Annotated in this window: 19 protein-coding genes; 9 read left to right on the forward strand and 10 right to left on the reverse strand. The window is 68.1% G+C overall.

The genetic code is table 11. From position 1 onward, the window contains the following. Positions 1 to 705: 705 nt before the first annotated feature. A complete protein-coding gene (locus ACFYML_RS15065; protein ID WP_387421155.1) occupies positions 706 to 1,911 on the reverse strand; it encodes a DUF418 domain-containing protein in 1,206 nt (401 codons plus the stop codon). A 362-nt stretch (positions 1,912 to 2,273) separates the two neighbouring features. Between ACFYML_RS15065 and ACFYML_RS15070 the strand changes: the two genes are divergently transcribed. The 6 genes from ACFYML_RS15070 to ACFYML_RS15095 all read left to right on the forward strand — a co-directional run bounded on the left by ACFYML_RS15070 (position 2,274) and on the right by ACFYML_RS15095 (position 7,784). Next, complete coding sequence (locus ACFYML_RS15070; RefSeq protein WP_387421156.1) at positions 2,274 to 2,870, forward strand: GNAT family N-acetyltransferase; 597 nt, start codon at positions 2,274 to 2,276, stop codon at positions 2,868 to 2,870. Positions 2,871 to 2,977: 107 nt separating this feature from the next. After that, positions 2,978 to 4,603: a dolichyl-phosphate-mannose--protein mannosyltransferase gene (locus ACFYML_RS15075; RefSeq protein WP_387421157.1), complete on the forward strand. Its 1,626-nt coding sequence runs from the start codon at positions 2,978 to 2,980 to the stop codon at positions 4,601 to 4,603. A gap of 60 nt (positions 4,604 to 4,663) precedes the next feature. Beyond that, positions 4,664 to 5,449 carry a dihydrofolate reductase family protein gene (locus ACFYML_RS15080; protein WP_377418345.1) on the forward strand — a complete coding sequence of 262 codons (786 nt, stop codon included), beginning with the start codon at positions 4,664 to 4,666 and terminating at the stop codon, positions 5,447 to 5,449. Positions 5,450 to 6,285: 836 nt separating this feature from the next. Next, complete coding sequence (locus ACFYML_RS15085) at positions 6,286 to 6,771, forward strand: hypothetical protein (protein ID WP_387281850.1); 486 nt, start codon at positions 6,286 to 6,288, stop codon at positions 6,769 to 6,771. Positions 6,772 to 6,897: 126 nt separating this feature from the next. Further along, positions 6,898 to 7,338, forward strand: a complete 441-nt coding sequence (locus ACFYML_RS15090) for a hypothetical protein (RefSeq protein WP_387421158.1) — start codon at positions 6,898 to 6,900, stop codon at positions 7,336 to 7,338. Beyond that, positions 7,338 to 7,784, forward strand: a complete 447-nt coding sequence (locus ACFYML_RS15095; protein WP_387421159.1) for a hypothetical protein — start codon at positions 7,338 to 7,340, stop codon at positions 7,782 to 7,784. Before ACFYML_RS15090 ends, ACFYML_RS15095 begins: the two co-directional genes overlap by 1 nt. A 67-nt stretch (positions 7,785 to 7,851) precedes the next feature. On the opposite strand, the gene ACFYML_RS15100 is transcribed toward ACFYML_RS15095, so the two are convergent. The 6 genes from ACFYML_RS15100 to ACFYML_RS15125 all read right to left on the reverse strand — a co-directional run bounded on the left by ACFYML_RS15100 (position 7,852) and on the right by ACFYML_RS15125 (position 11,469). Beyond that, entirely contained in the window at positions 7,852 to 8,211 is a 360-nt protein-coding gene (locus ACFYML_RS15100; protein WP_387421160.1) for a nuclear transport factor 2 family protein, read from the reverse strand. Next, the gene (locus tag ACFYML_RS15105; RefSeq protein WP_387421161.1) at positions 8,208 to 8,672 is read right to left on the reverse strand and encodes an SRPBCC domain-containing protein; all 465 of its coding nucleotides are present in this window, start codon (positions 8,670 to 8,672) and stop codon (positions 8,208 to 8,210) included. Before ACFYML_RS15105 ends, ACFYML_RS15100 begins: the two co-directional genes overlap by 4 nt. Beyond that, the gene (locus ACFYML_RS15110) at positions 8,669 to 9,016 is read right to left on the reverse strand and encodes a metalloregulator ArsR/SmtB family transcription factor (RefSeq protein WP_357440678.1); all 348 of its coding nucleotides are present in this window, start codon (positions 9,014 to 9,016) and stop codon (positions 8,669 to 8,671) included. The genes ACFYML_RS15105 and ACFYML_RS15110 overlap by 4 nt, the downstream gene beginning before the upstream one ends. Before the next feature lie 114 nt (positions 9,017 to 9,130). Beyond that, a complete protein-coding gene (locus ACFYML_RS15115; RefSeq protein ID WP_387421162.1) occupies positions 9,131 to 9,547 on the reverse strand; it encodes an ASCH domain-containing protein in 417 nt (138 codons plus the stop codon). 520 nt (positions 9,548 to 10,067) lie between these two features. Beyond that, positions 10,068 to 10,475 carry a hypothetical protein gene (locus ACFYML_RS15120; RefSeq protein WP_387421163.1) on the reverse strand — a complete coding sequence of 136 codons (408 nt, stop codon included), beginning with the start codon at positions 10,473 to 10,475 and terminating at the stop codon, positions 10,068 to 10,070. 148 nt (positions 10,476 to 10,623) lie between these two features. Beyond that, entirely contained in the window at positions 10,624 to 11,469 is an 846-nt protein-coding gene (locus ACFYML_RS15125; RefSeq protein ID WP_387421164.1) for a hypothetical protein, read from the reverse strand. A 340-nt stretch (positions 11,470 to 11,809) separates the two neighbouring features. On the opposite strand from ACFYML_RS15125, the gene ACFYML_RS15130 reads away from it, so the two are divergent. Both ACFYML_RS15130 and ACFYML_RS15135 read left to right on the forward strand, forming a co-directional pair. Then, complete coding sequence (locus tag ACFYML_RS15130) at positions 11,810 to 12,643, forward strand: ATP-grasp domain-containing protein (RefSeq protein WP_387421165.1); 834 nt, start codon at positions 11,810 to 11,812, stop codon at positions 12,641 to 12,643. 66 nt (positions 12,644 to 12,709) lie between these two features. After that, positions 12,710 to 13,393: a class I SAM-dependent methyltransferase gene (locus ACFYML_RS15135; RefSeq protein ID WP_387421166.1), complete on the forward strand. Its 684-nt coding sequence runs from the start codon at positions 12,710 to 12,712 to the stop codon at positions 13,391 to 13,393. A gap of 88 nt (positions 13,394 to 13,481) precedes the next feature. On the opposite strand, the gene ACFYML_RS15140 is transcribed toward ACFYML_RS15135, so the two are convergent. The 3 genes from ACFYML_RS15140 to ACFYML_RS15150 all read right to left on the reverse strand — a co-directional run bounded on the left by ACFYML_RS15140 (position 13,482) and on the right by ACFYML_RS15150 (position 17,644). Then, on the reverse strand, positions 13,482 to 14,147 hold the full coding sequence (locus ACFYML_RS15140; RefSeq protein WP_387421167.1) for a hypothetical protein: 666 nt from the start codon (positions 14,145 to 14,147) through the stop codon (positions 13,482 to 13,484). Between the two features lie 423 nt (positions 14,148 to 14,570). Further along, positions 14,571 to 17,189, reverse strand: coding sequence for an alpha-amylase family glycosyl hydrolase (locus tag ACFYML_RS15145; RefSeq protein WP_387421168.1), 2,619 nt, complete (start codon positions 17,187 to 17,189; stop codon positions 14,571 to 14,573). Further along, positions 17,186 to 17,644: a hypothetical protein gene (locus ACFYML_RS15150; RefSeq protein ID WP_387421169.1), complete on the reverse strand. Its 459-nt coding sequence runs from the start codon at positions 17,642 to 17,644 to the stop codon at positions 17,186 to 17,188. The genes ACFYML_RS15145 and ACFYML_RS15150 overlap by 4 nt, the downstream gene beginning before the upstream one ends. 267 nt (positions 17,645 to 17,911) lie before the next feature. Between ACFYML_RS15150 and ACFYML_RS15155 the strand changes: the two genes are divergently transcribed. After that, complete coding sequence (locus tag ACFYML_RS15155; protein WP_387421170.1) at positions 17,912 to 18,781, forward strand: hypothetical protein; 870 nt, start codon at positions 17,912 to 17,914, stop codon at positions 18,779 to 18,781. The last annotated feature ends 328 nt before the right edge of the window (positions 18,782 to 19,109 follow it).

Below are 19,109 nucleotides of genomic sequence, written 5' to 3' on the forward strand. Positions count from 1 at the left end.
GGGGGCTCGCGAGGAGCGTGCGGCAATACTCGCGTTACTCCCTGGTCGGTGTGCTGGTCGCCGCCCTCGCGGCTATATCTGTACTCGACGTTTGGCAGTCGTTCGACGAATTCGGTCCATCGTGGCGGGCGGCGACGGGACACGGCGTGGAGGGGGAGTTCACACCCGAGCGGGTGGATGCTATCGGGCGAGGTGGCCGTCATCAGGAGTGGCGGGGGACATTCGTAAGCACAGATCAGAGGATCATCCGTCGCGGTGTGGCCCTTGATACCCCGCCTGATCGGATGCGGATCGGCCTGGCCGTGCCTGCGCGCGATACAGGAGCGCGAAGGGTTGTCTACGGTAAAGGGACACCCCTCGCTCCAGTGAAGAGCTTGGCCGTGCTGGTGCTGGTGGCCTTTGGATGGGGGCTGGCGGGTTGGTGGCTGATGAGAAGGTTGCGCCGGCTGCGACGGTCAGGTGGGCGAGGTGAGGCCAGGGCCTTCGCAAGGTGGAATATGACCGGATAGACGGTCTTCACGTGGCCACGCCGGTTCCGGGGTTACCTGGAAGAGCGCGGTCTTCTGGTGCTGGCGATCGCGGCCGCGGCGGTGGCTGCCGGGCAGAGCACGGTCACCGAGATCGCCGAGTGTGCCCCGGACCTGCCCGATGCAGTGCTGGCCCGGTTGGGTGCGGCCCGGCGGCAATGCGCCCCACCGGGACCCGTCATGCCGGGTCCGCGGCCCGCAGCCGTGGCCACCGCTGCTCGGTCCAGGCCCGCAACAGCCACTCCAACGGTCCGTACCGGAACCGGGCCATCCACGCCGCGCTGGCGGCGAGCTGCACACAGTAGATCGCGACCGCGATGAGTACGACGACCGAGGGTGCGACGGCACCGGCGAGGCCCAGCCCGACGCCGGTGAAGACCAGCACGCAGAGCAGCGACTGACCCAGGTAGTTCGACAGGGACATTCGTCCGGCCGGCGCGAGTACGGCGACGACCCGCCGCCCCCGGTCGGTCTGGAAGAACTGGAGCAGGGTGGCGGCGTACGCGGCCGCGAGCAGCGGCGCGGTGAGCACGCCCGCCGTCAGCCCGGTCAGGTTGGCGGTGCCCCCGCCCGATGCGAAGATCACCGCACCGGCCAGGCCGATCGGATAGCCCAGCTGCTGCACCCGGCGCAGGAGCTGCCGGTTCCCGACGACGTCGGTGAGTAGCTGGCGCCGCCCGGCCACGTAACCGAAGAGGAAGGCCGAGAGGGCGAGCGGCCCCTGCACGAGGAGCGTGCCGAACATCGCCGGCAGCTGGCGTACGTGCTCGGTGATCACCGAGCCGATCCCGCCCTGTAGTGCCTCGGTGGACCGCTGCCCCGCCGCGAGTGCAGTCGCCGGATCGGTGACCAGTTGGGTCCCGCCCGCGGCGGCGAGCGCGAGGATGAAGCCGATCCCGCCGGTCAGCAGTACGGCGGCGCGAAGCGCGGTCCCGACGCTGACTCGCCGCATGGCGAGCAGGACCAGACCGAGCAATGCGTACGTGGTCAGGATGTCGCCCTGGAACAGCAGCACCGCGTGCAGGATGCCGAACACGAAGAGCCCGGCCAGCCGTCGCCGGAACCGTGGGGCGAGATCGACGCCGCGCCGTGCGGCGGAATCGAGCTGGAGCGTGAAGCTGTAGCCGAACAGAAAGGAGAAAAGCAGGTACGCCTTCATCGCGAGGAGCAGCTCGACCAGCCACCGGACCGCCTGGTCGCCCCACGAGTCGTGCGCGGGATCCGGAACCAGATGGAAGGAATAGCCGGAGGCGAAGAAGGCGATGTTGACGACCAGGATGAGGAGAAGCGCCACGGCGCGCAACGCGTCGACGTCGACGATCCGGGAGATCGTCCCGGACGACGCTCGATTCCCGACGGGCGGGTCTTCGATGGAGAAATTCACGTGACCACCTCCGGAACGGACAGGAATCGTGTTCGTTGGCTTTCCTGCGACCCTATGAAGCGGTCTGTCCATACGACAGCCGGTGAGGGTGAAGATTGCCGGTGGTGCAGGCCCTACCCGAGCGGTGGGACAGGCCCTACCCCAGGGCTCTCGCGGGGTAGTTGGTGGCCGGCCTGCTTGGTCTGGACCAGCCAGCGGGCGTGCTCGCGCTGGGTGTGTAACGCGTCCGCGGTGACCACGGCAGCGGTCACGTCCATGGTGGTCAACAGCGGTACGTGGAGGTCGGCTTTTGTCGCCGCGCCAACAACGCGCGGTCGTTCGGAAGCTTGACACGCGTGACGGCCGCTGGAAGAGGATGGGCAATGACGTCAGGCCTCTCGACGCCCCCCGCCATCCCCGCCGGCACACTCGCCGACGGCTCACAACCCGTGCTCACCGCCACCGGAGGCCTGCTGCTGCGGCCCTGGGAGCCGACCGACGCCCCAGTCTTCTTCGCCGCCTATCGCGACCCCGAGATCCAGCGTTGGCACACCCGCCAACCCGTATCCGAGGATCAGGTCGGTGAATGGTTCGACCAGCATCGCCAGGACTGGGCGCACGAGAAGGGTGCGCATTGGGCGGTGACTCACAGTGGCGGTGAGGTGCTGGGGCGCATCGCGATGCGCGGAATAGATCTCGATGACGGTATCGCTGAATGCGCATACTGGGTACTCCCGGCCGCCCGCGGCGCAGGCGTGGCCTCCCGCGCGCTCACGGCCGCGAGCGTCTGGGCCCTTGGCGAGGCGGGCTTCCACCGCTTGGAGTTGGATCACTCGACCTTCAACAGGGCCTCCTGCCGGGTTGCCGCCAAATCCGGCTTCCTTCTGGAAGGCACCAAGCGGAGCGGCGCCGTCCACTCTGACGGTCGACACGACATGCACCTGCACGCCCGCATCCGGGACGATGCGCCACTCACCTGATTTCAGTTCAGACCAGCATTGATCGACGCCCGCCAGATCAGCAGGCTCCGCCATGCGGCCACAGGTGCCAGCGGCAGTGGCGCTCGTTGGCCTACGATCTGCCGGTGATGGCGGTGGCTGGTACGTACCGGAGAGGTGCCCCGCTCGGTGGCGAGGCGGCCGCCGCAGGCGGGTCGAACGTCGCGGATTCTGCCGGTGACGTCCGCCGAGCAGTCCCGGAAGTCGTCCGGCGTCGGCTGTCACCGTTCGACGCGGGCGGTGACCTCTGCTCCTGGTTGGCCACCGCGCTGATCGTCGCCATTGCCGCCGCGCCGCGTCTGCTCAACCTGAGCAGCCCAAAGGGCAAGATCTTCGACGAGCTCTACTACGCCACCGAGGCACACCACCTGCTGCTGCGCGGCTTCGAGTGGGACGAGAAGAACAACGTCGCCGCAAACGTCGTCCACCCGCCGCTCGGGAAGTGGATGATCGGGCTCGGTGAGCTGGTGTTCGGCTATAACGAGACGGGTTGGCGCGTCTCCGCCGCGGTCGTCGGGACCCTGTCGGTGCTGATCCTCGTACGCGTGGCGCGGCGGATGTTCCAATCCACCGTGCTGGGCTGCGCGGCGGGTCTGCTGATGGCGCTGGACGGCATGCATCTGGTGTTGTCCCGGGTGGCGCTGCTCGACATCTTTCTGATGTTCTTCATCCTCGCGGCGTTCGGTACTCTGCTCCTCGACCGCGACGCCCGCCGACGGCGCTGGCTGACGGCGCTCGAAGCCGGCCTCGACCCTTCCGCGCCGGGGCCGGCCGGCCGCCTGCCGTTTGCGGTGCCGTGGTGGCGCCTGGCCACCTTCGTTCTGCTCGGCTGCGCCTGCGCGGTCAAGTGGAGCGGCATCTGGTACGTGCTCGCCTTCGCCGCGCTGATGCTCTACTGGGAGATGCAGGCACGCCGCTCCGCGGGCGTACGCCGCCCGTGGCGGGACGCTCTGGTCAGAGAGATCGGCTGGCTGGCGATCGGCGGCACGCTTCTCCTCGTCGTGTACCTGGCGAGCTGGTCGGGCTGGTTGTCAACCGACGGGGGACACTTCCGGCACTGGTTGCGCGACGCCGGCCACGACGAGTTGCCGATCGTGGGCGCGCTGCAGAACCTCTGGCACTACCACGTGGAGGCGTTACGGTTCCACACCACGCTGGAGAAGTCGCATCCGTACCAGTCCTGGCCGTGGCAGTGGCTGCTGCTCGGGCGACCGGTCGCGTTCGACTGGTGGTGTGGCGGCGCACCATGCGCCGGGTCAGCCCCCACAAGGGAGGTCCTGCTGTTGGGCACGCCGCTGCTGTGGTGGTCGTTCATCCCGGCGCTGGGCGCACTGACCTGGTTCGGCATCGCGCGACGGGACTGGCGGGTCGGCCCCATCTGGCTCGGCATCCTCGCCGGACTGCTGCCCTGGTTCTACTTCGCCGTCGCCGACCACCGGACGATGTTCTATTTCTACGCCCTTCCCGCGGAGCCGTTCCTGGTCCTCGCCGTCGTCTACGTCCTCGGTATGGTCATGACTCCGCCTCGCCCATCGGCTACCACCGGCAACGCGCCGTCCGGACCTGACCGGCGTCCGATCGGCGTCATCGTCGCAGCGGCCTACGTGCTACTGGTTGCGGCTTGCTTTGCGTACTTCTATCCGATCTACGTCGGCAAGGTTCTGCCGTACACCGACTGGGCCGCCCGGATGTGGTTGGGCAACCGCTGGATCTAGTGCCGCGTCAGGCAACGTTTGCGACGTTCGTCGTTGACCCTGAGCCGGCGGTAGGGCGGCGTGGCACCGTGCATCGAAGTCGAGCGTTATGGGCGCCGTCCGGTTGCGAACCTGAACGCCCCGAGCGCCGAATCGGTCGCGCGCTCGGTCTGCGGTCTGGTTCGCATCACGACGGTGTTGAGTAGGTGCGATCGGGGCGCCGATGAGAAATGGCGTCGTCAGTCGTCTAAATATGGACCGGTGAACGCGGGGCGCGCATCAAGGGAGAGCAACGAGATGAGACCACTTCGATACTCGATCAACGTCACGCTCGACGGCTGCTGCCATCACGAGGCAGGGCTCCCGCCGGACGAGGAGTCGATGCGCCACTGGACCGCTGAGATGGAACGAGCCGATGCCCTGCTGTTCGGCCGGGTGACCTACGAGATGATGGAGTCGGCGTGGCGGAAGCCGGCCACGGGCACGTGGCCTGACTGGATGAATGAGTGGCAGATCCCGTTCGCCGAGACCATCGACCGGGCGAAGAAGTACGTCGTGTCGAGCACGCTGAGCGGGGTCGATTGGAATGCCGAGCTGGTGCGAGGCGACTTGGGGCAAGCGGTTCAGCGGCTCAAGCAGGAGCCAGGCGAGGGCCTGTGGGTGGGCGGCGTGACGCTCCCCCTGGCGTTGGCAGATCTGGGACTGATCGACGAGTACGAGTTCCTTGTGCAGCCGGTCCTTGCCGGACACGGGCCGACGTTGCTCGCCGGTCTGCGCGAGCGCATCCAGCTCGAGCTCGTGGACCGCCATGCGTTCCGGTCGGGGGCGATCGCCCTGCGATACCGAGCCACGCGAGCTCCGGCTTGACGTGATTTGTCCTGGCACGTTGGTCGCTGCCTCGCGACGGAACGACGGCTCGGGGTCGCGTTGCCCCGCGCTGGCCGTGCCCCGAACGCGCGGACATATCGACAGGGGACATCGCCCCGAGGTGCCGGTAGCGGACAGGGCAAACGTTGCCTGACGTGGCACTAGATAACCGGATGCACCGTCGGCGGAAGCCTTATGCCCAGTCCGCCGGCACAGCCCGCCAGGGCCGACCCGTCCACGGTCGGCCCTGGCGCCGCTGCACGCTGACCGCTCCCGGACGACGCCGCATCTGATCCACGCGGCGCGCCGCCGACCCACCGGAGGCCGGCTCAGGAACAGCGGCCGACAGCGAGCAGGTGCAGTTGCTGTTGTCCGCGCCTGTCGCACCGTGAGTGGGCACCGTGCACGGTCGGCAGAGGAACTTGAGCATCGTGCACGGTTGGCCCGAGAGGATGCCGCGTCATAACGTGCTCCCTGTCCGATGAAAGCTTGAACCAGATTCAGCGAGGATGCAGTCCTTGAGACAATGACGACGGCTCTGAACTGACTGTAAGTGTTTGTGCGTTGCCAGGCCGACGTCGAGGTCGGAAACGCGGAAGGCGAATGCGACACGGCGTCCGCGGACCCGCACCACACGTCCGTCTGCGTCAAATGCGACGGTGGCTACCTCTACGTCAAGGACAACCAGGCTGACGGCGCATCTTGACGAATTCAAATATCGCCGTGCGTTGAATCTGGGCATGTCTAATAGGGACGCCAAGAGAGGGCCGGCTTCCCCTTGGAGTTCGCTGCCTGGCCATAAGGGCCGGGCTGGAGTAGTAAGAGTAAGGAGCACCATGTCCGTGAAAAACTGGTTCACCCCGTCCACCCCCGGACGCAGAGCCGTATCTCGTGTCGCAGTGGGCACCGTTGCCGTCAGCACCGCCGTTTTCGGCTTGCAGTCACCGAGCTGGGCCGACGAGAACTACCTCGACCACTGCACTGATTACGGCGTTAGGTGCCAGACTGGAGTCCAGGTAGGCGAGCCTACGGTCGCGGACCAGTGCGGGACGGACGAAACCTACCTCACGGCTGTCTGCGTCGTAGAACACGGCGACATCGTCTATGTGAGGGATGGCAGGGTAGACGGCCATTCGGGACTTGCGCGAATCGATGCCGGCGCGGGTGTGGCTTGGCGGTATTGCCGTAACCCCCACGGAGGCGGTACGTGGGCCAAGTGCAACTTTGACTGGGCGGAAGACTACGTGACGAACGTCTACGGTGGTGTCCGTAAGAGCAATTCCGATTACCCCATCTACTGGTTGTTCAAGTTCTCCGGCTGAGCGGGCGATCGTCAGGACGTCCGGTGTGAATGGTGACCACGACTCGCGGTGGGCATGGCTGGCATCTGGTCAACTTGATCCAGCCGTGGTCGCCCTAATCTAGTTCCTGCCTGATCCCGGGCGCTCGTGCTGGTGCTGGAGATCCACTGGCCGTATGCTCCGTGCGTGTCACAGCCAGGGTCCCGTCTCGTCGCGGCGCGGTTGCTCGTGGTCGGGCAGCTGTCGATGGTGGCGCTCTATCTGGCGGGCGTGGTCGTCCCGTACCTGCTGACGTTCACCCTCGAGGGGATCGGTCACTGCTCGACGACCGGATGCCAGGCGCCCGGCGACGTGTTCAGCGGGCCGATGTTGGCGCTGCTGGTTCCCGCCATGATCATCACAATTCTGGGGCCGATGGCTGCGGTCCTCTTGCTGCTGATGTCGTTCACCTCGTTGGCCAGGCGGCGTCGGGAGATGTCCGCCGTGCTGCGGCGGTCGCTGTTCGGGGCAGCCGGTCTCACGTTGGCCTTCTTGGTCTTCACGCTGCTGCCGCCGGGCCGACTGCTGCTGAGCTGGGTGGTGGACTGATGACGAAGGGACTGTGGCGGGCGCAGCTGGCTCTGGTGTGGGCTTTCGGGCTCGCGGTGTTCTTCTTCCTCTTCGGGCTGCTGGGCGGGCCGCACGGCGGAAACAGCAACGGCGTGTACGACATGGTGTACGGACCGCTCCCTGAGGGGGTGTCGGTGCGTGGCTCACTGGCCTTTCCGCCCGCCTGGTTCACCTTGCTCGCCACGGCGGTGGCCTGGCTGGCCCCGCTCATCGCGGCGTTTCTCGCCTGGCAGGGCCGGCGTGCGCTGAAGGGCGACGGCGAGCAGGGTCTGCGGGACCGGATACAGGCCGGCACCGTCGCCGCCTTCGTCATCGTGGTGTCCTACCTGACGCCGATCGGCTGGACGCTGGTCTACGGGCTGACCCGCTGGACGATCATGAACATCTGGGGCGAGGGACCGGACGCGGCGCAACTGGGGTCTTGAGCGGGCGGCACCTCGCCGACGAAGATTGCCGAGCGCAAGACCCGCAGCTCAACCCATTCTGAAATGATCAGTAAGGCAGCGGGACGACGTAGGAGTCGACCCGGGCGATGAGCCCGCCGCGGAACGTGAACAGATCGTTGAAGGCGAAGCGGAACGGCCCATGGTCGACGCTGACGCCGCGGCCCTCGCCTATGGCGACGACGACTCGACCGTCCTCGTAGACACGCTGAACGTCGAGCTCGGGGCTTCCGGTGAACGCCGGATTCTCGATCTCGCCGTCGAACTCTGCCTTGCCGCGGGTGGTTCGGTGGCCGTGGATGACCCACTCGACGTCGTCGGTAAGGGTCGCGAGGATGCGTGGGTGGTCGCTCGCCCGGAATCCGTCGAAGTACTCTGCGACGAGGTCGCGCTGGGTCGTTTGCGTCACGGCGTTCTCCGTCCTTGTGTGGGCTCGTGGTGCTGCAGGTGTGCGGCAAGGGCGTCGAGGATCGAGGCGAGCCCGTCGACGGCGTGCGCCGTCCGGAGCTCAGGGGGAAGGCGCCGCTGATGGACCGTGAGGTCCGTGCCATCGCCGGCGGGTTGGACGGTGACGGTCGTGCGGAGGCCGGTGACAGACTCGTCGAACACCAGTTCGCGCGGTGCGGTGACGCTCACGTAGACGAACCGCAGCCGGCGGGTCCGCCCGTCCGGCGCGCGTGTGTCAAGCGCGAACTCTCCGCCGGGACGCAGATCGACGCTTACCGACTCAGGCGGCACGGTGGCGTGCGAACCTCCCCAGAACGCCGCGATGCTTGCCGGCGAGGTGAAGGCGGCCCAGACACGTTCGGGTTCCGCCTGGAGGTGGCGCTGGGCGATCAGTTCGTCGCCGTGAAGCTCGGCGCTGGTCAACGAGCCGCTCCCTCGTCGGTGAGATGCCGCTCGAGGGCGTCGAGCCGATCGTTCCACGCGCGGCGCTGGTCGTCGATCCACGTGCCGAGCAGCGAAAGCTGATCGACCCTGAGCCGGCAGGGGCGCCTGGTGCCCTCGCGTCGCTGCTCGACCAGGCCGCACCGCCGCAGGACGCCGACGTGGTGGGAGATCGCCTGTGGGGTCAGGTCGAACGGTGCAGCAAGCTCTCCCACCGTGGCATCGCCTCCGGCGAGACGAGTCACCAGGGCGCGACGGACGGGGTCGCCGAGAGCGGCGAAGGCCAAATCCAGGTCCGGACCAGGGGCCACGAGTGCAGGAGCCATGGCCCCACCCTAGTGCAAACCATCATTTGCGCAAGCAACTGTTTGCGGATGTCGCGCCTGCGGGTGCCGTGTGCGGGCTCCCAGCAGCGATGTCGCCGTGCGGTCGTGGCGCGGTCAGAGCGTCGCGACGAGCCGGAACCGTTCCAGCACAGCTGGCGTGTCGTCGTCCACGGTGAAGTCCGGATCGCCCAGCCACCCTCGGTAGTCCGTTCCGTGCCAGTAGTCCTCGTGGCCAGCCCGCCAGGCGGCGACCGAGTCGTGCCCCTCGCCCTCGTTTCGGGCGTGGTCAAGGTCGACGTCGCCCAGCCGGCTGACTCTCACCTCGGTCAGTTCGATCACGGCCACCCGGCGACCGGCAGAATCGACCACCGCCGCCCGGGCACCGACGACCGGTAGTGGCTCGCCTTCGATCTCGTAGTCCTGGAGCAGGCCGGTCGTGGTGGTCTTGGTCCCATCGAGCACTGCAGCGACCAGCTTGTCGCGCAGCAGACCAGGGAAGGCGAACTCGAACCTGGGTAGATCTGCGGTCATCGGGGGAGACTAACGAGAGAGCATTGTCGTCTGCGAGCCGATTGTGTGGCCCTTACGAGCAGTGTGGATGCTGCGGATCGACTCGTCGCGGCCAGCCGTCGTGGCATGGCTGGACCATGACATCCTCGATCTCCGGCGATTCGGACTCCTGACCTGCCTGGGCTCGACCGCCTGGGCGTACGCCATCCCGGCACCCTGACCGACAAGGTCATCTTCCGTCGGTGGCCGGCCGACGGGCCCAGCATCGAGGCCGCACTCGAAAGGCACAATCTGCGGCTGGGTGACGCTGGCCCCGCGCGGTGAGCCAACTGGGCCCACGGCGTACAGATCTGTGCTGATCGCGTGGTCGCGCCGAGGCGAGTGCGCCCCTCGACGTGAAGGCTACCCACAGCGCTCGTTGACGAACGAGTCGCGTGAGACCACCTTGGAACGCTTGCGGTCAATCGCTGCTAGGACCTCACCGGTGCCGATCTGAGGCAGATTGTCCGTGGTGAAGGTGACCGCCGGTGCCCTCGCGCCTTCAGGGCCGCTTTCCCACGAGTCGAGTGGTGTAACGGTGCCCAGGTTCGATGGATGTCAACGGTATGACCCTGAAACTGTCCAGGCCGGTCCCGATGACGTGCTCCTCGTTGGAGGTGACCTCCCAGCCCGGGCGCGCCTTACCAAGCAACTCCACCTCGACCTCGTCAACCCGGTTCGGCGCCGTGACCGTGACAGACCACAAGTGCAAGTCACCGTCCATGGTGTCCTCGTTGAGGAACAAGTCGATGCTGACTGTTGATCGTCCGCAGACGGCGATGACCGCCGTCGGCCGCCCTCCGATCACGGCCAGGGCCGCGTATTGCGCTGGACTCGGACCGAGGTAGCAGGCGCCCAGCGACATCCATGCCATGAACGCGGCTACCGCCACGGCGAGCGAACGCCTCATGGTGGAATCCTCGGGGACCGCCATTACGTACCCATCACGGGCTGGCATCAGTGCGCTCACTCTGCGGCCTACGAGCAGCCACAAGAGCCGGTCCAGGAATAGCCGCCGACGGGGACGTCCCTGGCGCGTGACGGGCGCCGGGTGCTCCTCACAGTCTGACGAGATGCCAGGTGGATTTCAGGACGTCATAGACCGCGGCGCGATCGACCTGACGCGGCAGCTGCCGGGAAAGCCGCCACGGCTCGGACGCGGCGGAGAGGTTCACGGTAACCGTACGTGAGGAGGCTGCACCCAGCTTCCCGATCCAATGTGGGCTGTCCGCGATCAGGGCTTCGACGAGACTATCGGCTGGTTCTGACACCTCCACGGGCTCGGCCTCGGCCAGGGCAGAGCCAACCAGCAGAGCCAGCAGGCGCCGCATGATGGCCAGGCAAACTCCTTGATCAGTTGATTCCACCCAGGCATAACAATCGTCGTGTCCGGAATACCAGAGCGAGCATCCAGGAAGCGTCGGCAAGATCGGCTGACCCTGCCCGGCTGTTCCGATGGCGAGCGCGATCTCGTCCAGCTGCTCCGCGCGCGGCATGCCGGAAAGGCCGACCAGCGTCAACTCGTACGGTGACCAGCCGTGCAGGAAACCGGGCAGGTCCTGGCGCCGCATCACCAAGGCCTCATCGCTGAGACCGACAACGCCGCCAGCCAGCGAACCGAAGCCGTGAACCGAGCAGGTGACGCCCTGCGCTGCCGCTATCCGCGATGGCTGCCACTGCACATACTTCTCGTCCAGGAAGCTGTTGGTGGCGACGTCCACGACGACGACGGTGTCCTGCGCGGCGCTGACGAGGACATCAGCGAGTTCCGACGCTTGCACCGCCGTCGCGGCGACCACCCAGCAGCCCGCGATCTCGCGAACGCTGAAGCTCAGCGGAAACGGTGCGCCGTCGAGGCCGACTGCGTTGACCGAGAACGCGCCGTCAGGCCCAACGCAAACCACGATTCCCCCTCCGCGCAGCGCGACAATGCGTCACCTGAAAGAGATCATCACACTGTCCCGACGGACACATCAGGTCCCAGGGCACGCGTCGGCTCGCCTGAAACGCCGAGCGACATGATGAAGGCAGGTCCCGGCCGTGAAGGCCGCCAGCCGGCCGCCAGGCCCGGCTGATGCAGGCAGCCACCGTTCGCGGCAGCACCAGATAAGCACTATCGGTTAGCGACTTGCTCGATCACTTGCTCAGGTGCATGGATCTGTCGCTGCTCATCGCCTAATAAGCGTGGACGCCGTAGGCGATGTCCATCACCATAGCTGGGTGATCCTGCTGGTTCCCGCCGACGTGCTGCACCCGCGCCGGGCGGACCCGCACTTCGCCGCCGAGGCGGACGCGGCACGAGCGGCCGGCGTGGACGTGGCCGTGGTCGACCATGACGCGCTGGCTCGCCTCGACGGCACGGAGCGGGCCGTTGCCCGCGTGACCAGCGGTGGTGAGGCGGTCTATCGCGGCTGGATGCTGACCAGCGCGCAATACGCCGCGTTCGCCGAAGCGTTGGCGCTGCGCGGAGTGGTCCTACGCACCGGTCCGCAGCAGTACCGGCGGGCACACGAACTGCCCGGCTGGTACCCATGCCTGCAGGCAGTGACGCCAGCCTCGACGTGGACGGAAGGCGACGACCGCGCCGCCTTCGACGAGGCCTGCAGCGGTTTGGGCGCCGGCCCGGCCGTGCTGCGTGACCACACCAAGTCGATGAAGCACCACTGGAATGAAGCGATGTTCATCCCTGACGTTGACGACCGAGCGGCAGCGTGGGCGGTAGCCGACCGGTTCCGCCAACTCCGTGAGGATGACTTCGCAGGCGGGTTCGTGTTGCGCCGCTTTGAGCACTTCACCGGCGCCGAGGTACGCACCTGGTGGATCAACGGCGCCTGCCGGCTGATCGGCCCACACCCGGACACCCCGAACGACTACCCACCCTCAGACATCGACGTCACCGATCTGGCACCGCGGGTGGCGGCGCTTCGGCTGCCATTCGTCACCGTGGACCTCGCGCTGCGCGCCGACGGCGTGTGGCGGGTTGTCGAGGTTGGCGACGGCCAGGTCAGCGACCGGCCAGGCGCCATCCCACCGCAGGCCCTGATCGCCGCGCTCATCACCGGATCGGCCGTTCAGTAGGGCTCTGGCAGGCTGTTCTCCGTGCCGGATAGTTTGCTCGATGATGAGGCCCTGGAATCGTCCGCGGTGGTGGCGAACTCGGCGATGAACCGGGAACGCCAACTCGCTGGCGTGAACAGCTACGCGCGGGAAATCGGGTTCAACCCACTCGAGTGGATCGTCGCCCGGATCCGGCAATCCCCACCCGGTCCGCCGCAGCAGACGACCGTCGGCTGGCTGGATCTGTGCTGCGGGACCGGGCGGTGCCTCCTACAGGCCGCAGACACCCTCGCCCGCGACGGGCTCGATCAGCTCGTCACGATCGTCGGCGTGGATCTCGTCGACTTCTTCGACCCCACGCCAATCCGGGGCACGGCGCTGCAACTGAACTGTGCCTCCATCACGTCCTGGTCGCCGCCGCGACGATTCGACCTCATCACCTGCGTCCACGGACTGCACTATGTCGGCGACAAACTCGCGGTGTTGACCCGCATCGCCAGCTGGCTCACCGACGACGGACAGTTCAGCGCCGATCTCGACCTGGACAGCATCCGCCTCGCCGATGGCCGGCCCGCAGGGCGAAGACTCGCCACCGCACTGCGCGGGGCAGGCTTCACCGTCGACACCCGCCGTCGGCGGATCAGGCGAAACGGACCCGGCGTCGTGTCGTTGCCATACACGTATCTCGGCGCCGACGACCACGCTGGCCCCAATTACACCGGCCAGCCCGCGGTCAACTCCTACTACACCGAATACACCGGCCTTCGGTGATCAGTAGCCGCCGACGAGATGCCCACTGACATGCCGCCGTAGGCACTGGGCCGCCGAAGGCGTATCACAGGTTGCTGCCCCGGCGCACTCATGCCGCCCCGAGCCAGCGGCTGTGGATGGCCTTGTAGCGGACCGGGTCGATAGCGGCCGGGTCGTCGAGGAGGGTGACCAACTGCGCGCCGTTGGGAAGCCGGCGCGTGCGGACGGCGACCTCGGGCAGTGGTGGCGGTGGCAGACGACGGTCGGGCCCGAGGTAGGTCCACCAGCCGAGCTCAGCCGGCCAACCACCGGTCGGATGCGGGGCGTCGTGGATGCCCCATTCCCAGATCTGATCACTCGACCACTCGTCGAGGACGCGGCCGACGTCGGCGTTCAGACGCTGCGCGACATCAAGCCACAGGCCGGTCAGGCGGCCGTGTAGCTCGCGGAAGTTGTCCGCCTCGGGCGCCGGGCGGCGATGGCAGAAGCATGCGTCCAGAGCCCAGAGGAGGCGCCCGTCTTCCCAGTTGACGAAGATGTCGATGTCGCCGTTCGTCCAGAACTGGCCGTGCTCGGCGCCCGTCGCCATTGCGGCGAGCGCCGTGTCGAGGTCGTCGACCGTGCGTAGGTCGGCGTCGGGATTGGTGAACAGGTTGATCAGCCCGTCGGGGCGCTGCGGGCGCAGGTTCCGCTCGGCTGCCAGTGCGTACAACTGGCACAGGGCCGGCCCCGCCGCCACGGACACTTGCAGCTCCCAGATCCAGTCCGACCCCACGACCGCATGGTGCCGATCCGCCGCCATCCCGGGCAAGCCGGTTACAAGATCCGCTCATGCCGGCGTCCACCGCGCCAAGAACGGGCCCTGCTGGACAACATGTGCCGCACAGCGCCCACTACCGGACGTGAGGCGGCTGCTCGGCAACCGGTGTGTCAACGAGTCCGGCGTTGGTGCGGAACTGGAGCACGTCCATGGCCTGGGGGAGCGGGATCGGCGGGTCGGCTGATCGCATCGCGAGGAGACCAGGTATCACGCCACGACTGATCGCCGCATCGATTGCCCGCTGCATCTTCGGTGGAAGCGACTCCCAGGTGGCCTTGCCCGCACAGACGTGGCATGGCAGACCAACTCGTTCTGGAAGATCCGTGGCGCAGCGCCGGCCGCAGCCCGAGCAGCAGTAGTCGATCATGCGCTGGGAGCTCAGGCGGACGGGGGCGGGGTCTCCGCCGTGGACAGGGAGAGCCAGAAGAAGCCGTGACCGGCGAGGCCCAGGTCGTACTCGCCGGACTCCCGCACCGCGGGAAACTCGGCGCCGCCCATGAGCTCCCGTGGCCGACGGCCGGCGTGGGAGGGCAGGGTCAGTGTCGTCGTCTGCGGGTACCGGGAGAAGTTGAACAAGCACAACACCTCGTCGTCGGGCTCGCCGCGGAGGAAGGCGAGCACCGCCGGGTTGGTCGACCGGACGATGCGGCAGCCAGGGCGGGAGAACGCCGTCCAGGCGTGGCGAGTCTCGATCAGCTTTTCGATCACGTGCAGCAGGGAGGACCGTGAGCGGAGCTGGTTCTCCACGTTGACCGCCATGTAGCCGTAGATCGACTCATGGATCAGTGGCGCCGGCAGGTTCTCCGGCTGCGCCACGGAGAAGCCGCCGTTGCGGTCCGGTGCCCACTGCATCGGTGTGTTGACCGCCCGGTTGCCGGGCAGCGACAGGTTCTCGCCCATGCCGATCTCGTCGCCGTAGTAGATCACCGGAACGCCGGGCATCGACAGCAGCAACGCGAAGGCGAGTTCGAGCTGGCCCCGATCGTCGTTGAGCAGGCTGGCCGTCCGCCTCCGGATGCCGGTCGCGCCGCGCATGCGGGCCAGCGGCGCGTACGTGTGCAGCAGTTCGTCGCGTTCCCGCTCGGGCAGCAGACCCAGCGACATCTCGTCGCCGTTGCGGAGGAACACCACCCAGTGGCGGTCCTCCGGCTGGTCACGCATCTGCAGCAGCACCTGTGACACCGGGCGGTGCGTCTCCCGCCGCATGGCGAGCAGCAGGCTCGGCATGAGTGAGGCGTACATCACCAGGTGGCACTCGGGGTGCTCGGTGGTGCCGAAGTAGGAGCTGGCACCCTCCGGCCAGTCCTCACTCCACGCGATGAGGATCCGGTTCGGGTACGTCGAGTCCAGCCAGGACCGTAGGTCCCGCAGGTAGGTGTGCGTCTCGTCGAGACCCTTGCTCGACGTGCCGGTGCGCTCGAACAGGTAGGGGACCGTGAGCAGGCGCAGCCCGTCGAGCCCCTGCCGGAGCCAGAAGTCCATCACCGCGCGCATGGCGGCCCGCACCTCGGGCGCGTCGTAGTTGAGGTCCGGCTCGTGCCGGCTGTAGCGGTGCCAGTAGTACTGCCGCCGCTTACCGTCGTAGGTCCAGCCCCCGCCACGGCTGCTGAGCGGATCGTCCGCCTCGGCGTAGTCGTCGCCCGTGTCGCGCCACACGTAGAAGTTCCCGTACGGGCCGTCCGGGTCGCTCCGGGAGGCGGTGAACCATGGGTGCTCGTCGCTGGTGTGGTTGAGCACCAGGTCCAGTACCACCCGCAGGCCCTGGCGGTGGGCGAGGCTGAGCAGCTCCAGCAGGTGCGAGGGCTGCCCGAGGCCGGCGTCGATGGTCTCGAAGTCGGACGCGGCTCGACCGTCACCCAGGGAAGGCGACGCCATGATCGGGTTCAGCAGCAGGCAGTCCACCCCCAGCCGGCGCAGGTAGTCCAGCTTCTCGGTGACGCCGTGCAGGTCGCCGTGGCCGTCGCCGTCCGAGTCGTAGAAGAACGGCACGTTCACTTCGTAGAAGGCGCTGCCGGCCGCCCAGTTCGGGTCGCCCGGCGGCTGCGGGCCGGGGGCGTCCTCGACCTCGGTGCGGGCGAGCCGGAGCCGACCCGACAGGGCCTGCCGGGCTCGCGCGGCCACCCGCTCCGCCGGGTCCCGCTCCAAGGCCTCAAGGGTCTCGAACGCGGCCACGAGCTGCTCGCGGGTCCGCTGGTTGCCGTGCGACCAGTTGCTCAGCTCGTCCACGGCGAGCACCCGCGCCGACGCGAGCCCGCTGCGGGTGAGCGCGAGAAGATCGTCCGGAATCAACTCGGGCCGCCGGGGCGCGTTGCTGAGGATCAGGTCCCCGACGCCGGCGGCCCGCATCTGGGGCGTCTGCCGGCGTTCCCGGTCGACCATCCGGACGGCCGCGTACTCGAAGGCCTCCCGGACGCTGATGATGCCGTTGCCGTCCCGGTCGGCGGCACCGGTCCGCAGCCCTTCGAGGAAGGGACCGGAGAACGCGGACGGCAGCGCGTGCTGCTTGTAGCCGTCACCCTCGTGGGCCAGCTCGGTGGCCCCGGCGGACACCACAACGATGCGGCTGCGATCCCCGCGCTGCTTGAGGTCGCCGAAGGCGCCCGCATGGCAGCAGTCCAGGATCAGGACCAGCTCGCTGGCCCGGCACTCGTCGATCCAGTGCCGCAGCTCGTCGGTCGGCACCGCGGTGGGCGGAAGGCGGTCCAGGTCGGTGTCGGTCGCGGTGAGGTAGAGGCGATGGCCGTCGTGCAGCCGGCCGTGGCCGGAGTAGTACACGAGCAGGAAGTCGTGCGGATCGGCGCTCGTCAGGAAGTCGTAGAGCGTGACCTGCACCGTGTGGGAGTCGTCGTCGAGGCAGTCCCGGACGTCGTCGAACGCGCCCAGGGCGGGGTCCCGAAGCAGCCGTCCCCAGTCCTTGAGATCACTGGCGGGTGAGTCGAGATCGGGCAACCCTTCGCTGGTGTAGCTGCCCACACCGAGCAGGAGTGCCCGCTTCACCGCGGCTGCCCACCGGCTCCGAACGCTCCCGCGTCACCATCTACCTTCTCGGGCACGGCGGGCGTGCCCTGCCGGGGCACCGACACCGACTTGATGACCTCGGTCAGGGTCTTCTCCGACACGTCCCGCACCTCGATCTCGGTGCCGTCCGGGAGACTCATTCGCAGGTGCTTGCCTTTGTTGCGGTCCTGGTAGCGCTTGATGACCTCGGCCAGGTGCTTGATGTCCGCCGCGGCCCGCTTGGCGGTCGGGTAGCTGAAGACCGCGAGGGTGAGTGCGCCGAAGATGATGCTGACCGTATCTCGCGTCCCCGGCCGGGCCGCCTCGACGAGCTCCGCCGCCTCGACGCCTGGAAGGTGGTTCAGGTGGTCCTTCAGCTGGCGGGTCTGCTCGGCCAGTTCCTCATCGCTGACCGGCCCGTCGGACACCACCCGCAAGATCAATCCATCGGCCATGATCCCATCGTGGTCGCACTCGGTTGACCGTGCAAGGGTCCCGGCCATGGGATCCCGCGCGGCGCCGGGTGCTGTGCCGGCGGCACGCCCGTCACCACCCGATCCGACCCTTACGCGAGCCCTCGACGGCCGGGTGATGACGTGCATCCGACAGATCGCGACGACGCCGGGATTCCGTGCCGGGTGCGGCAACCAAGGGTGACCGTGCGCCGTCCAAGCACTGGGACCGGCGGTTGGCCGGCACGGCGGGAAGGACGGCGAGACGAGATGGGCCGGCGAAGGTTCCTCCTGACGATGGTCGCGGTCGGCGCCCTGCTGGCAGGCTGCGCCGGCGGGACAGGGGCGGAAAAGTCGCCGCAGCCCGCCCTGCCGCCGGCCACCGGAAGCCCGGGACCAGCGGATCCGGTGGCGCTGCTCGGCAACTGGACGCTGGCCGGAGTCGCCGACGAGCCGCACGGCATCCTGCGCCTCGCACCCGATCGGATCCAGCTCTTCGGCCGCTGCGGGATCCTGGTCGGTTCCTGGCGGGCCGACGCCGGTGGTCTCTTCGTCGCCGGGATGTTCGGCTCATCCGGGCCGGAGGGCGGCCCCCGCTGCACCAACACCGAGCCGAACCCGCAGTGGCTGCAGCGGGTCACCTCGTACCGGCTGGAGGGTGACACGCCGATGCTCCTCGACGCCGACGGCGCGCTCGTCGCCCGCCTGCGGCCGGGGGCGACACCGACGCCCGGACCGTACCTGGCGGCGTCCGAGGTGGCGCCACCGGAGATCACCGACGAGGTCCGGCGGCAGTTCGCGCCGGCAGCGGCGCTGCCGGCAACCCTTACTCCCGCCGCCGGGGACCGGCTTGTCGGAAGGTGGGTGCCCGTGTCCGGGCCCAGGAGGGCGTACGTCGAGTTCAAGGCCGACGGTGAGTGGCGCGGATCCGACGGTTGCAATGGCCAAGCCGGGCGCTGGGTGGTCGGCTCCGGAGGAGCCCTCCTTGCCACCACCGGGCCCAGCACCCTGATCGGCTGCGACGGGGTACCCGTTGGGGCGTGGCTAGCTTCGTCCTGGCGGGCTGGACTGGCCGGCGAGACCCTGGTGCTCCTCGACGCCCGGTCCAAGGAGACAGGCCGGCTGCGCCGCGCCGACTGAGCACGCCCGGGATTGTGCGGCTGCCAGCGGATCCTGTTCGGCCTGGACGAATTCGGGCTGGGCGATCGGATGGCCCGATCGGTTACATCATCGCGGTCGGCTTTGCGGGTGACCGCGAATCCGGTCAGGCAGGTGGCGTAGTTCGTCGGGCAGCGGGTATCCGGCGGAGCGCCTCTGGCCGTCAGCACGGATCGTGCGGTAGCGGCGAGCGGTGCGGATGAGCGTCCTGAGCGATCAGCCTGTGCCGTCCTCGATCCGGTGGTTGACGGCGAAGACGATGGCCAGGTGTGCCTCGATCCCCGACACTGCACGAGGCGCGCTCCGGGGG

The organism is Micromonospora sp. NPDC007230, assembly GCF_042869115.1.
Classification (GTDB): domain Bacteria; phylum Actinomycetota; class Actinomycetes; order Mycobacteriales; family Micromonosporaceae; genus Micromonospora.

Excerpts from the sequence above, each read along its gene's own strand:
- ACFYML_RS15115 (WP_387421162.1), bottom strand. The coding sequence starts at position 9,547 with ATGACCGCAGATCTACCCAGGTTCGAGTTCGCCTTCCCTGGTCTGCTG.
- ACFYML_RS15085 (WP_387281850.1), top strand. The coding sequence starts at position 6,286 with ATGTCCGTGAAAAACTGGTTCACCCCGTCCACCCCCGGACGCAGAGCC.
- ACFYML_RS15075 (WP_387421157.1), top strand. The coding sequence starts at position 2,978 with ATGGCGGTGGCTGGTACGTACCGGAGAGGTGCCCCGCTCGGTGGCGAG.
- ACFYML_RS15150 (WP_387421169.1), bottom strand. The coding sequence starts at position 17,644 with ATGGCCGATGGATTGATCTTGCGGGTGGTGTCCGACGGGCCGGTCAGC.
- ACFYML_RS15070 (WP_387421156.1), top strand. The coding sequence starts at position 2,274 with ATGACGTCAGGCCTCTCGACGCCCCCCGCCATCCCCGCCGGCACACTC.
- ACFYML_RS15120 (WP_387421163.1), bottom strand. The coding sequence starts at position 10,475 with ATGAGGCGTTCGCTCGCCGTGGCGGTAGCCGCGTTCATGGCATGGATG.
- ACFYML_RS15095 (WP_387421159.1), top strand. The coding sequence starts at position 7,338 with ATGACGAAGGGACTGTGGCGGGCGCAGCTGGCTCTGGTGTGGGCTTTC.
- ACFYML_RS15155 (WP_387421170.1), top strand. The coding sequence starts at position 17,912 with ATGGGCCGGCGAAGGTTCCTCCTGACGATGGTCGCGGTCGGCGCCCTG.
- ACFYML_RS15110 (WP_357440678.1), bottom strand. The coding sequence starts at position 9,016 with ATGGCTCCTGCACTCGTGGCCCCTGGTCCGGACCTGGATTTGGCCTTC.